Below are 12,120 nucleotides of genomic sequence, written 5' to 3'. Positions count from 1 at the left end.
CCTGCCCGCCGCGAATCCACACGGCACACCGCTGACCCGAAACGGGGCGTCTGCCCACCACGCGCACCGGACCAACAACGCGGCATGCATCTGCCACGCTCCGACACACCCACGACGCGACCGTCCGCCGGCCCACGACGACGGCAGCAGCGGCGGCCGCGTGCCCGCCACATACGCCGAATGCGTCACCAGCCACTGACCGCGAGCCCTCTCTCCAGACGGTTGCCTTCCACCCGTAGGCGGGGCCGTGTCTGCCCGCGGAAAGTAGCCTTGCGGTGTGCTGATCGATTCCACGTACCCCAAGAGCTTCGCCAGCGACAACCACGCGGGCGTGCACCCGGACATCCTGGCGGCGATGACCGCCGCGAACGACGGAGACGCGCCCGCCTACGGCGGCGACCGTTGGACCGCGGCCTTCGAAGGAAGCATCAAGGAGGTGTTCGGGCCGGACGCGGAGGGCTTCGCGGTGCTCAACGGAGCGGGCGCCAACATGGTCGGCCTCGCTCTGATGCTCGGCCGCTACGACGCCATTCTCTGCGCCGACGGCGCCCACATCGCCACTCATGAAGCGGGCGCGGCTGAGCGGTTGCTCGGTGTGAAGTTGATGACGATCCCCGCCGCGCAGGGCAAGCTCCAGCCCGGCGACATCCAGGCGCGCCTGGGCGGCGTCGGCAACCACCACGAGTCCCAGCCCGCCGTCGTCTCCATCTCCCAGTGCACGGAACTCGGCACCACCTACTCCCCTGAGGAGATCGCCGCGCTGGCGGAGGCGGCGCACGAGGCGGGCCTACGCCTCCACGTGGACGGCGCCCGGCTCGCCAACGCCGCCGCCTTCCTCGACTGCGATCTGAAGGCCATCACCACCGACGTCGGAGTGGACGTCTTCAGCTTCGGCGGCACCAAGAACGGCGCGCTGGCCGCCGAGGCCGTGGTGGTGCTCGACCCGGAGCTGACCCGGGCAGTGCCATTCCTGCGTCGCCAGTCGCTTCAGCTCGCCTCGAAGATGCGATTCATCTCAGCCCAACTCTCGGCGCTCCTGACCGACGACTTGTGGCGTCGGAACGCGGACCACGCCAACCGGATGGCCATGCGACTGGCGAACGGCTTGGAGGGCATCGCGGGGGTGTCGTTGGCGTTCCCCGTCCAGTCCAACGCCGTCTTCGCCTCGCTCCCGCCGGCGGTGGCCGAGACGCTTCAGCAGCGGTACCTGTTCCACTTCTGGGACGAGGCGTCCGGCGTCGTCCGCTGGATGACCGCCTTCGACACGGCGGCCGAACACGTCGACGACTTCCTGGACGACATCCGCAAGGCCGCCATGTGACCACCCACGTGTTTCACGTGAAACACGAGCCCCGCAACGGCGACGCTCCTACTCATAAGACTCGCAAGACACTCGGCCGGTCACGATGCAGTCGAGCAACACGCCACGAAGAACTGGTACGACGGCCGACCGGCCCGCCCCGCCCTCGTCCACCGCCCGCCCGCAGCAGGGCGGCGGCAGGGCGGCGGCGCGGCGTAATCCCGCCGCCCGCCGAGCCGCGAACGGAGGCCGGTGTTTCACGTGGAACAGCGCATCGGAGCTGGCGTGGTTTCACGTGAAACACCCGCTCATTCAGGAGCTTCCCTCATCGCCCGGACGGCCTCCGGGGCCATCGTGTCGATGATGCGCTCAAGGTCGTCGATCGTGGCGAACTCGACGACGATGCGGCCCTTGCGGCGTCCGAGGTCGACCTTGACCTTCGTCTCGAAGTGGTCGGAGAGGCGGTCGGCGAGATGAGTGAGCCCGGGTGCGGTGGGCTTGGAGGGCGTACGTTCGCGGGGAGCCTTCTGGGCCGCCTGGGCACTTCCCATCGCCACGATCTCTTCGACCGCGCGTACCGAGAGAAGCTCCGCCACGATCCGCTGAGCGAGCTGGGTCTGCTCCTCCACGGAGCTCAACCCGAGCAGGGCCCGCGCGTGGCCGGCGCTGATGACACCGGCGGCCACCTTGGGCTGGATCTCGGGTGGCAGGTTCAGCAGGCGGAGGGTGTTGGTGATGTGGGAACGGGACCGGCCCACCTTCTGCGCCAACTGGTCGTGCGTCGCCTGGAAGTCATCAAGAAGTTGCTGGTATGCCGCGGCTTCTTCCAACGGGTTCAGCTGCTCACGCTGAAGGTTCTCGATGAGCGCGTCCCGCAGGAGGTCGGTGTCCTGCGTGTTGCGGACGATCGCGGGGATCGGGTCAAGGCCGACCTGCTTGCACGCCCGCCAGCGCCGCTCCCCCATGATCAGCTCGTACTGCCCACCGCCGACCGAACGCACCACGATCGGCTGCAGGAGCCCCACCTCGCGGATGGACTTCGCAAGCTCCTCAAGACGTTCGCCGTCGAACACCTCACGCGGCTGGCGTGGGTTGGGGACGATCGCTTCGAGGGCGACCTCCTTGAAGTACGCCCCCGCGACCGGCTGCGGGCCCGTCGCCGCCGTTGACCCGTTGGCCGAGGACGGAACCGCCCCCGTGCCGTCAACGATGGGACCGGTCGGGATGAGCGCCCCGAGCCCCTTGCCCAATCCCCGCCGCTGCTGACTCACTGCGTCTCCTCATCCAGCCGGTCGAATCCGGTCACTCCTGGAGAGGTTACCGTTGCGCGCCGGACGGAGTGCCCGCTCGCCACACACCGCCCCGTTTGATTTACCCCGAGACGATCACAAATCTGCCCAGCCCATGACCACCCCTACGATTCCCTCGCCTCCCCCAGCGGACGCATCGCAGTCTCGTACGTCGCGTGGGTGTGGACGCTCGGTCGGCGTTGGGAAGCGTCCGACGGCCGGGAGGCGGCATCCCGCGTCCCCGTGAATGGCGGGTTCAGGCGACCGTGGCGCGGTGGGCTATCTCCCGGGCGGCGTCCATGTAGGCCATCGCACCGCTGGACCCCGGGTCGTACGTCATGACCGACTGGCCGTAGCTGGGCGCCTCCGACAGGCGGACGCTGCGCGGGATGACCGTGTTGAGCACCGTGTCCCCGAAATGGGCTCGCACCTCGTCCGCCACCTGCGAGGCCAGCCGGGTGCGGCCGTCGTACATCGTCAGGACGATCGTCGACAGGTCGAGCGTCGGGTTGAGGTGCGCCTTGATCAGGTCGACGTTCCTGAGGAGCTGACCGAGGCCCTCCAGCGCGTAGTACTCGCACTGGATGGGGATCATGACCTCGTCCGCGGCCACCAGCGCGTTCACGGTCAGAAGCCCCAGGGACGGCGGACAGTCGATGACGATGTAGTCGAGGTCGATCGAGTCGTACGCCGTCAGCGCCCGGCGGAGGCGGGCTTCCCTCGCCACGAGGGAGACCAGCTCGATCTCCGCACCCGCCAGGTCAATGGTGGCGGGCGCGCAATACAGGTTGGGCATGTCGGGCACTTGCTTGACGATGCCGGCCATGGGCAGATCGTCCACAAGCACTTGGTAGACATCCGGTACGTCGCCGCGGTGCTCCGTGGCGAGCGCCGTGGAGGCGTTGCCCTGCGGGTCGAGGTCGACCACGAGGACACGCTGGCCGTGCATCGACAGGGCGGCGGCGATGTTGACCGAAGTGGTGGTCTTGCCGACGCCACCCTTCTGGTTGGCCACCGCGATCACCCTCGTCTTGGCCGGACGCGGCCAGGAGCCGTCGCCATCAGCAGGGCTCTCGCCGGACTGGGCAGCCGTCTGCGTTGCGGATGTTTCACGTGAAACCACTGAGCTGAGCGCCTCTCGTACCAACGGCGATTCACCGGGGTTCAGGGGGGTCTGGGTCACGATGGCCATCCTTTCAACGAGTGGTGTGCCGGTGCCGGGAATTGACTGTCGCGACACGCCCATTTCAGGCCAGCCAACTCCGGATGGACTCTCGGACGGACGGCTGTCCGGCCAGCCAAGACCGCTTGACGCGACTGGCACAACCGTCACCTCCTTCGTCGCCGCCTGGCTTGCTCCGGCGCGCGACCCGCTACCACCCGAACCAATGTTGCAGGCGGCTCGACCTTACCGCGCCCGACGGTCACGAGCTCAGCCGTTCGGGCCCCGGTGGCTCGCAATTCGGCCTCCGCCTCGGCCAGTTCGCCCGCGGCCCGCTCCCCCTTCATGGCGATCAGCTCGCCACCTTCGCACAACAGCGGCATGGCCCATGTGAGCAGGCGTTCGAGCGGGGCCACCGCGCGAGCACTGGCGACGTCGTACTCACGCTTGCCCGCCAGCTCCTCCGCCCGCCCGCGCAGCACCTCGACGTTGCCCAGCTTGAGCGTGTCGACGCACTCCTGCAGGAACACGGTACGCCGAAGCAGCGGCTCCAGCAGCGTGACCGTGATGTCAGGGCGGACAATGGCCAGCACGAGCCCGGGCAGCCCGGCGCCTGACCCGATGTCCACCAGACGCACATCGGGAGGCACGGCCTCCGCCACGACCGCGCAGTTGAGCAGGTGGCGATCCCAGATCCGCGGCACCTCCCGGGGCCCCAGCAGCCCGCGGACGACTCCAGGACCCGCCAGCAGCTCGGCGTACGCGTTCGCACGCCCCCAAGCCTCCCCGGTGAAGACGTCACGCGCTATCTCCGGCGGCTCCGAAAGCTCATCGCTCACTGGTCGGTAGCCCTTTCTTGGTGCTTGGTCGAAGCCCTGACGCCGATCGCCCTCGGGGACCGCGAGGACGTCAGAGGCCGTCCCCCACCCAAGGCTAGATGCGCGATCACATGGGAAGACTAGCGGGCTGTCCCAACGCCGACGCCGGACCGCGTGCCCCCGCCCGGCCCTGTGCCCGAAACACCCGCAAGCCCGTTCAGCGGACCGCACGCCACTCGTACCCCCGGACATGCACAAGCCTCACGCCCGAGCACGGGCAAGTCGCACGCGCCACGCGCGACCAGGACGTGTGCCCGAGCGTGCCTGAGGCCAGTAGCTGCGTGTGCACCGATCGTGCTCGACGATTGTGCACGGTCCTGCACACGACTCCCGGGTCACGGTAGCGCCCGTACATCCCGTGCCCGGAGTGCCCGTCGGGACGACGGACATGCGAACGGCCGCCTGTTCCCGCGAAGGTGGCGGAGGCAGACGGCCGTTGGGAGGGGTCAGGCGGGCATGACCACGACGTACCGCTGAGGCTCCTCACCCTCGGACTCGCTGCGGAGCCCGGCGGACGCGACCGCGTCGTGGACGATCTTGCGTTCGAAGGGAGTCATCGGGTGCAGGGACTTGGGCTCCCCGCGCTCCTTGACCTGGTTGGCGACCTCGGTGCCGAGCTTGGTCAGCTCTGCCCTGCGCCGCTCGCGGTAGCCGGCCACGTCGAGCATCAGCCGGGAACGTTCGCCCGTCTGCCGGTGCACGGCCAGGCGGGTCAGCTCCTGCAGCGCTTCCAGGACCTCTCCCCCGGCCCCCACCAGCTCCGTGCCTTTGAGCCCGACCACGGAGACCAGGGCACGGTCGCCCTCGACGTCCATGTCGATGTCGCCGTCGATGTCGGCGATGTCGAGAAGGCCTTCGACGTAGTCGGCAGCGATCTCGCCTTCCTGCTCCAGCGCGGTGAGATCAGGAGCCTGCTCCTGCTCGGCCTCGGTCATGGCCGGCCTCTCCTTCGTGTTCACGACTTCTTGCTGCCGGTGCGCTTGCTGCGGGGCTGCCGGCTCGGCTGTTGCCTGATGATCTTAGGCTCCGGCGGGGGCGGCGGCGCCTGCTCCTCGGGGGGTGTCTTGCGGATCTTCGCGATCAGGCCCTGCTTGGGCGGGGTGGGGATCACGTTGCCCTTGGCGTCGTACTGAGGCATCGGGTAGCGGCTGTAGAACCAGTGCTGCTGGCCGAGCGTCCACACGTTGGTCGTGACCCAGTAGAGGATCAGGCCGAGGGGGAAGTTGAGGCTGAAGATGGCGAACAGCGGCGAGATGTACATCAGGATCTTCTGCTGCTGCGCCATGGGGTTGTCCGGCATCTGGGCCATGGACCGGGTGACGCTCTGCCGCACGGTGAGGAACGTGGTCAACGAGCTGATCGCCACGAAGATGCCAAGCACGATCTTGGTCTGCACCGCGCCGGCCTGGAACGTCGTGAGCTGCTCCGCCGACATCCAGAAGTGGGCGGGCAGCGGCGCGCCGAAGATGTGCGCGCTTCTGGCGCTGTCGACCAGGTCCTGCGTCATGCCGTAGCTGGGCTCGCCGTTGGCCATCTTCTGCAGCACGGTGAACATGGAGATGAAGATGGGGAACTGCGCGAGAACGGGAAGGCAGCCGCCGAGCGGGTTGGCCCCGGCACCCTGGTAGAGCGCCATGACCTCCTGGTTCATCCGCTGCTTGTCGTTCTTGTAGCGCTTGCGCAGCTCCTGCACCTTGGGGGCGAGTTCCTGCATCTTCCGCGACGATCGCATCTGCTTCAGGAAGAGCGGGAAGATCAGGATCCGCATGAAGGCGGTCAGCGTGATGATCGTCAGCGCCCAGGTCAGCCCGCTGTCCGGGTTGAGGACCGTGCTGTACGCAGTATGGATCCAGATGATGACTTGGGCTACGGCTTGGTACAGCCAGCTCAGCCAGGACAGCTCCACCGAGCTATCTCCCTTGCGTTTCGTGAGACCGGACCGGGCGTGGGGGCACCGGGTCAATACCTCCGGGATGGAATGGGTGGCACCGCCCGATGCGCCGGACAGTCAGCCATGTGCCGCGCAATGCTCCGTGCACGGCAATCGCCTCGAGTCCATATGCACTGCACGACGGGTAGAACCGGCAGCGTGGACCGAGCATCGGGCCGATGAAGGCCCGGTAGAACCGGATGGGGAGGATGAGCGCCCGAGCGGCGTGGCTCGGCGCCACCACTTGCGGCTGCTCTGTCATCTCTGCTGTCCACCCGTCGAGGACTCGTGCCGCCTGAGCAAACGTTCCAGCGCGGAGTCGAGCTCGGCGGCCAGGTGCTCGAATCGCGCGGACGCGGCCGGTGGATTGGCGCGTACCACCAGAAGGCTACCTCGCGGCAGCCGGTCAAGACGGTCCCGCATCAGGTGTCGGAGCCGTCGCTTGACCTTGTTGCGCGTCACGGCGCCGCCGACGGCCTTGCTCACGACGAAACCCACTAGGGGTTCGTTATCCCCAGATATGGCGAAATGCACCACTAGAGTCGGTCGGCCGGCGCGCTTGCCGCGCCGCACCGCCGTCTCGAACTCGTCCCCGCGTCGCATGCGGGATTGGCGGGACAGCACCGTATACGCCTAACGCCCGCCGGCGAGAAACACCGGCGGGCCGACAAACAGGCGCGGGTCGATCAGGCCGACAGCTTCTCGCGGCCCTTGCGGCGGCGAGAAGCGAGGATGGCGCGACCGGCCCGGGTGCGCATCCGCAGCCGGAAGCCGTGGGTCTTCGCGCGGCGACGGTTGTTCGGCTGGAAAGTACGCTTGCTCACGGGTGGGCTCCAGGCTTGATGATGCGCCACAGCGGCGCTTAACACACAGGATGGCCTGTCAGGGAAGCGAGGGCACGCGAAATAGCCGTCGCGTGACAAGCCGACCGTCGTACGTTACGGGTGAAACGCGGCTCAGGTCAAACCAGACCGGTTATCCACTAATCCACAGGCGACTTTTCCACGGGCCCGCCGGCGTCCACAGTATGTGCACCCAGGTGCCACTACGCTGTGGACAACGTCTTGAACACGGCTGTGCACATAGATACTGTCAGCCCTTCTGGGCCAGCCCCAAGGCTGTGCACAACCTGTGGATCTCCTGTGGAGAGCCTGTGGAGCGCCCGGGCGGGAAGCCCGGCAGCCACGCTGTGGACGAAGGGGCCGCCGAGAGCCGGGGCGGCCGCGAGATGTGGATAACGATCGCGGGGGGCCGCGAGAGGAAGGAGGGGGAGCCGCATCATGAACGCTGTCGACCTCGGCACGGTATGGCAGAGGGCACTGGGCAACTTCCTCAACGAGAACGTGCCGGTGCAGCAGCGCACGTGGCTGTCGATGGTGCGGCCGATCGCCCTGGCCAACGACACGATCGTGCTCGGCGTCCCCAACGACTTCCTCAAGGACCTCATCGAGGGCAAGCTGCGCTCGCTCGTCACGCACGCGCTGTCGCAGGAGCTCGGCCGGACGATGCGGCTGGCGGTGATGATCGACACGACGGCGCCCGAGCAGCCGGCCGGGGACGTTCATCAACAGCCTGTGACTCACAGTTATCCCCAGGATGTGGAGAGTCAGCCGCGTTATGCACAGCCTGCGCCACCGCAGCACAACCAGGCTTCCGAGCCTCCACAGTTCTATTCTCCACAGCCCGAGCAGCCCCAGATATCCACCGAATATCCACAGCAGAGCTTCTCTTTTGAACAGGCGCAGCCGTACACACCGCCTGTGGAGAAGAGCCCCGAGCCGGCGCAGAACCGCTGGGAAGCGAAGAGCAGCAAGCCCAGCGAACCAGCACGGCTCAACCAGAAATACACGTTCGAGACATTCGTCATCGGCGCCAGCAACCGGTTCGCCCACGCGGCGGCCGTGGCGGTGGCCGAATCCCCCGCGAAGGCGTACAACCCCCTCTTCATCTACGGCGATTCGGGGCTGGGGAAGACTCACCTGCTGCACGCGATCGGGCACTACGCCCAGAGCCTGTACGACGGCGCGCGGGTCAGGTACGTGAGCTCCGAGGAGTTCACCAACGACTTCATCAACAGCATCCGCGACCACAAGGCCGACGGGTTCCGCGGCCGCTACCGCGCGATCGACATCCTGCTTGTGGACGACATCCAGTTCCTGGAGGGCAAGGAGCAGACGCAGGAGGAGTTCTTCCACACCTTCAACACGCTCCACAACGCCAACAAGCAGATCGTCATCTCCAGCGACCGGGCGCCGAAGCAGCTGATCACGCTGGAGGACCGGCTGCGCAACCGGTTCGAGTGGGGTCTGATCACCGACGTGCAGCCGCCCGAGTTGGAGACCCGGATCGCCATCCTCAGGAAGAAGGCCATCCAGGAAGGGCTGGCCGCGCCGCCCGAGGTGCTCGAATACATCGCGAGCCGCATCTCCACCAACATCCGTGAGCTCGAAGGCGCCCTGATCAGGGTGACCGCGTTCGCCAGCCTCAACCGGCAGGGCGTCGACCTGCAGCTGGCCGAGGTGGTGCTGAAGGACCTCATCACCTCGGAGTCCGACACCGAGATCACCATCGCGGCGATCATGAGCGAAACCGCCCAGTACTTCGGCATCAGCATCGACGACCTGTGCGGTACCTCCCGCAGCCGGGCGCTCGTCAACGCCAGGCAGATCGCGATGTACCTCGCCCGCGAGCTGACCGAGCTGTCGCTGCCGAAGATCGGCCAGCAGTTCGGCGGACGGGACCACACGACCGTGATGCACGCCGAGCGCAAGATCCGGTCGCTCATCGCGGAGCGAAGGTCGATGTACAACCAGGTCAACGAGCTGACAATGCGGATCAAGCAGACGCCCCGTGGATCTTGAGTTTCATACACAGCCTGTGGAAAACGCTGTGGACCAGCGGAAACACAAAAATTCACTCGCCGTTCGCCCGACAATGCTGGGAAAAATCCGTCCACAATGGTTGGGGACAACGGTGGGGACATCCTGGGGAGAACCTGGGGACTACCAGTGGACAGTGTGTGGACAGACTGTGAACAACGGATCTGGGGCTCCAGAAGGGCCTCTCATACCCCGTGGATAACCTGTGGAAACCTCGTGGATAACCCCGGCCCGGCCGTGGATGAAGGCACCAAGATCTGGGGACGGCCTGTGGGCGAAAAATCTCTGTCCCCAGGCGCGGAAGTTCTCCCCAGGCGTCACCCACAGCGTCGGTGGATGAAAATATGGCCTCTGACCAGCCAAGACGCCGGTTGTCCACAGTACCCACAGCCCCTAGTGTGATGACCTCTTATCTCTCTTACTAAGAAACTCAAAGACCCATAGAGGGGTTCTCCCGGAGCGCGAGTCCGGGAGGGTGGATCCTTGAGATCCTTGAAGCAACGACGAACCCAGGAGGCTGATCACCGTGATGTTCCGAATCGAGCGAGACGTCCTCGCTGAGGCGGTGGCATGGACGGCACGCAGTCTCCCGGCGCGACCGTCGGTGCCCGTGCTCGCCGGCATGCGCCTGGAGGTCACGGACGAGCAGCAGCTCAAGCTCTCCGGATTCGACTACGAGGTCTCCGCCGAGGTGACGCTCGAGGTCCACACCGGCGAACCGGGCGTCGTACTCGTCTCGGGCAAGCTCCTCGCCGAGATCACCCGGTCCCTTCCCGCACAGCCTGTGGATTTCGTGGTCGACGGCGCCAAGGCGGTCGTCACGTGCGGCAGCGCGCGGTTCACCCTGCTGACCATGCCTGTGGAGGACTACCCGTCGCTCCCCGCGATGCCGCCGGCAGCGGGCCGCGTCGGCAGCGACGTGTTCGCCTCGGCCGTCGGTCAGGTCGCCGTCGCCGCGGGCCGGGACGACACCCTGCCGATGCTCACGGGCGTACGCATGGAGATCGAGGGCGACACGGTGACGCTCGCCGCGACCGACCGCTACCGGCTGGCCGTGCGCGAGCTCAAGTGGCAGCCGGGGCAGCCCGACTTCTCCGCGATCGCGATGATCCCCGGCAAGACGCTCGCCGACACCGCGAAAGCGCTCGGCGCGACAGGCGCCGAGGTGGAGATCGCGCTCAGCTCCGCCGGCGGCACCGGCGAAGGCATGATCGGTTTCTCCAGCGCCGGGCGGCGCACCACGACCCGGCTGCTCGACCCCGAGTTCCCCAAATACCGTTCGCTCCTGCCGACCGAGTTCTCCGCCCGCGCCGACCTGTCCACAGGCCCGTTCGTCGAGGCGGTCAAGCGGGTGGCCCTGGTCGCCGAGCGCAACACCCCCGTACGGCTGGCCTTCAAGAGCGGCGAGGTCGTGCTGGAAGCCGGCAGCGGCGACGAGGCACAGGCCGTCGAGGCGCTGCCCGTCGACTACGAGGGCGAGGAGATGAACATCGCCTTCAACCACCAGTTCCTGCTGGAAGGGCTGGGCGCGATCGACTCCGACGTGGCCAGGCTGCAGATGACCACGTCGACGAAGCCCGCTATCCTCACCGGTGGCAAGCCTGTGGACGACGCCGCCGCGGCGGACTACCGCTACCTGATCATGCCCATCCGCCTGTCCGGCTGACCCGGCCTTCGGGGATGATGGAAGCCTGACGAGGGGGACACAACATGCAGATCGGCATGGTCGGACTGGGCAAGATGGGCGGCAACATGGCCGAGCGGCTGCGCCGCGGCGGTCATGAGGTCGTCGGCTACGACCGCGACCCGGCCATCAGCGACGTGGCCAGCCTGAAAGAGCTGGTCGAGCGCCTGCGAGCCCCACGCGCGGTCTGGGTGATGGTGCCCGCGGGCAAGCCCACCCAGACCACCGTCGACGATCTCGGCGAGTTGCTCGACGAGGGCGACATCGTCGTCGACGGCGGAAACTCCCACTACGGCGACGACCAGAGGCACGCCGGCGAGCTGGCGGAGAAGGGCATCGGGTTCGTCGACTGCGGCGTGAGCGGCGGCGTCTGGGGCCTGGACAGCGGCTACGCGCTCATGTGCGGCGGCGACTCCTCCCACGTCGAGCGGCTGATGCCGATCTTCGAGACGCTCAAGCCCGAGGGCGAGGACGGCTTCGTGCACGCCGGGGACGTCGGTGCCGGGCACTTCGCGAAAATGGTCCACAACGGCATCGAATACGGCATGATGCAGGCCTTCGCGGAGGGCTGGGAGCTTCTCGAGGCATCCGACGTGGTCAAGGACGTCAAGGGTTCCTTCAGCAGCTGGCGCACCGGCACCGTGATCCGTTCCTGGCTGCTCGACCTGCTGGTGCGCGCGCTCGACGACGACGAGCACCTCGACCAGCTGCGCGGCTACGCACAGGACTCCGGGGAGGGCCGGTGGACGGTGCAGGCGGCCGTCGACCACGCCGTTCCGCTGCCGGTCATCACCGCCGCGCTCTACGCGAGGTTCGCCTCGCGCCAGGACGACTCCCCCGCGATGAAGGTCGTCGCGGCGCTGCGCAACCAGTTCGGCGGCCACGCGACCACCGCGGCGGAAGGCAGCACCGCCAAGGGCGCCGACTCGCCGGGCGCCGACGTCACGCCGCCCGGCCCGGGCGAGCGCTAGCAGCCGTCCATCGCGAGCCGGTGACCC

Annotated in this window: 12 protein-coding genes; 4 read left to right on the top strand and 8 right to left on the bottom strand. The window is 67.4% G+C overall.

Features of this window, described 5'->3' with window-relative positions; all coding sequences use genetic code 11:
- Positions 1-277: 277 nt before the first annotated feature.
- Positions 278-1,321, top strand: coding sequence for a threonine aldolase family protein (locus tag E1267_RS03065; RefSeq protein ID WP_132329518.1), 1,044 nt, complete (start codon positions 278-280; stop codon positions 1,319-1,321).
- 287 nt (positions 1,322-1,608) lie between these two features.
- Here E1267_RS03065 and E1267_RS03060 read toward each other — a convergent pair whose 3' ends face one another.
- The 8 genes from E1267_RS03060 to rpmH form a co-directional block, all read right to left on the bottom strand.
- On the bottom strand, positions 1,609-2,571 hold the full coding sequence (locus tag E1267_RS03060) for a ParB/RepB/Spo0J family partition protein (protein WP_132329515.1): 963 nt from the start codon (positions 2,569-2,571) through the stop codon (positions 1,609-1,611).
- Between the two features lie 274 nt (positions 2,572-2,845).
- Positions 2,846-3,781 carry a ParA family protein gene (locus E1267_RS03055; RefSeq protein ID WP_220449318.1) on the bottom strand — a complete coding sequence of 312 codons (936 nt, stop codon included), beginning with the start codon at positions 3,779-3,781 and terminating at the stop codon, positions 2,846-2,848.
- A gap of 137 nt (positions 3,782-3,918) precedes the next feature.
- Positions 3,919-4,590: a 16S rRNA (guanine(527)-N(7))-methyltransferase RsmG gene (gene rsmG / locus E1267_RS03050; RefSeq protein WP_132329509.1), complete on the bottom strand. Its 672-nt coding sequence runs from the start codon at positions 4,588-4,590 to the stop codon at positions 3,919-3,921.
- Positions 4,591-5,075: 485 nt separating this feature from the next.
- Complete coding sequence (locus tag E1267_RS03045) at positions 5,076-5,564, bottom strand: Jag family protein (RefSeq protein ID WP_132329641.1); 489 nt, start codon at positions 5,562-5,564, stop codon at positions 5,076-5,078.
- A 20-nt stretch (positions 5,565-5,584) separates the two neighbouring features.
- Positions 5,585-6,535 carry a membrane protein insertase YidC gene (gene yidC / locus E1267_RS03040; RefSeq protein WP_132329506.1) on the bottom strand — a complete coding sequence of 317 codons (951 nt, stop codon included), beginning with the start codon at positions 6,533-6,535 and terminating at the stop codon, positions 5,585-5,587.
- Between the two features lie 4 nt (positions 6,536-6,539).
- The gene (yidD, locus tag E1267_RS03035; protein WP_132329503.1) at positions 6,540-6,821 is read right to left on the bottom strand and encodes a membrane protein insertion efficiency factor YidD; all 282 of its coding nucleotides are present in this window, start codon (positions 6,819-6,821) and stop codon (positions 6,540-6,542) included.
- On the bottom strand, positions 6,818-7,162 hold the full coding sequence (gene rnpA, locus E1267_RS03030; protein WP_201760613.1) for a ribonuclease P protein component: 345 nt from the start codon (positions 7,160-7,162) through the stop codon (positions 6,818-6,820). The genes yidD and rnpA overlap by 4 nt, the downstream gene beginning before the upstream one ends.
- A gap of 83 nt (positions 7,163-7,245) precedes the next feature.
- Positions 7,246-7,383 carry a 50S ribosomal protein L34 gene (rpmH, locus tag E1267_RS03025; RefSeq protein WP_020547366.1) on the bottom strand — a complete coding sequence of 46 codons (138 nt, stop codon included), beginning with the start codon at positions 7,381-7,383 and terminating at the stop codon, positions 7,246-7,248.
- A 456-nt stretch (positions 7,384-7,839) separates the two neighbouring features.
- Here rpmH and dnaA point away from each other — a divergent pair, with 456 nt between their 5' ends.
- The 3 genes from dnaA to gnd all read left to right on the top strand — a co-directional run bounded on the left by dnaA (position 7,840) and on the right by gnd (position 12,093).
- Entirely contained in the window at positions 7,840-9,420 is a 1,581-nt protein-coding gene (dnaA, locus tag E1267_RS03020) for a chromosomal replication initiator protein DnaA (protein WP_132329497.1), read from the top strand.
- 544 nt (positions 9,421-9,964) lie between these two features.
- The gene (dnaN, locus tag E1267_RS03015; RefSeq protein ID WP_132329495.1) at positions 9,965-11,104 is read left to right on the top strand and encodes a DNA polymerase III subunit beta; all 1,140 of its coding nucleotides are present in this window, start codon (positions 9,965-9,967) and stop codon (positions 11,102-11,104) included.
- Positions 11,105-11,148: 44 nt separating this feature from the next.
- Positions 11,149-12,093 (top strand): phosphogluconate dehydrogenase (NAD(+)-dependent, decarboxylating), encoded by a 945-nt coding sequence (gnd, locus tag E1267_RS03010; protein ID WP_132329492.1) that lies wholly within the window; start codon positions 11,149-11,151, stop codon positions 12,091-12,093.
- Positions 12,094-12,120: the final 27 nt, after the last annotated feature.

The organism is Nonomuraea longispora (genome assembly GCF_004348345.1).
Lineage (GTDB): Bacteria > Actinomycetota > Actinomycetes > Streptosporangiales > Streptosporangiaceae > Nonomuraea > Nonomuraea longispora.
The sequence above is the reverse complement of the archived record's forward strand: the minus strand, read 5'-3'. Positions and strand labels throughout refer to the sequence as shown.

Bases quoted from the DNA above. Each gene is read 5' to 3' on its own strand.
- dnaA (WP_132329497.1), top strand. From the start codon at position 7,840: ATGAACGCTGTCGACCTCGGCACGGTATGGCAGAGGGCACTGGGCAAC.
- rnpA (WP_201760613.1), bottom strand. From the start codon at position 7,162: ATGCGACGCGGGGACGAGTTCGAGACGGCGGTGCGGCGCGGCAAGCGC.
- E1267_RS03055 (WP_220449318.1), bottom strand. From the start codon at position 3,781: ATGGCCATCGTGACCCAGACCCCCCTGAACCCCGGTGAATCGCCGTTG.
- E1267_RS03045 (WP_132329641.1), bottom strand. From the start codon at position 5,564: ATGACCGAGGCCGAGCAGGAGCAGGCTCCTGATCTCACCGCGCTGGAG.
- yidD (WP_132329503.1), bottom strand. From the start codon at position 6,821: ATGACAGAGCAGCCGCAAGTGGTGGCGCCGAGCCACGCCGCTCGGGCG.
- gnd (WP_132329492.1), top strand. From the start codon at position 11,149: ATGCAGATCGGCATGGTCGGACTGGGCAAGATGGGCGGCAACATGGCC.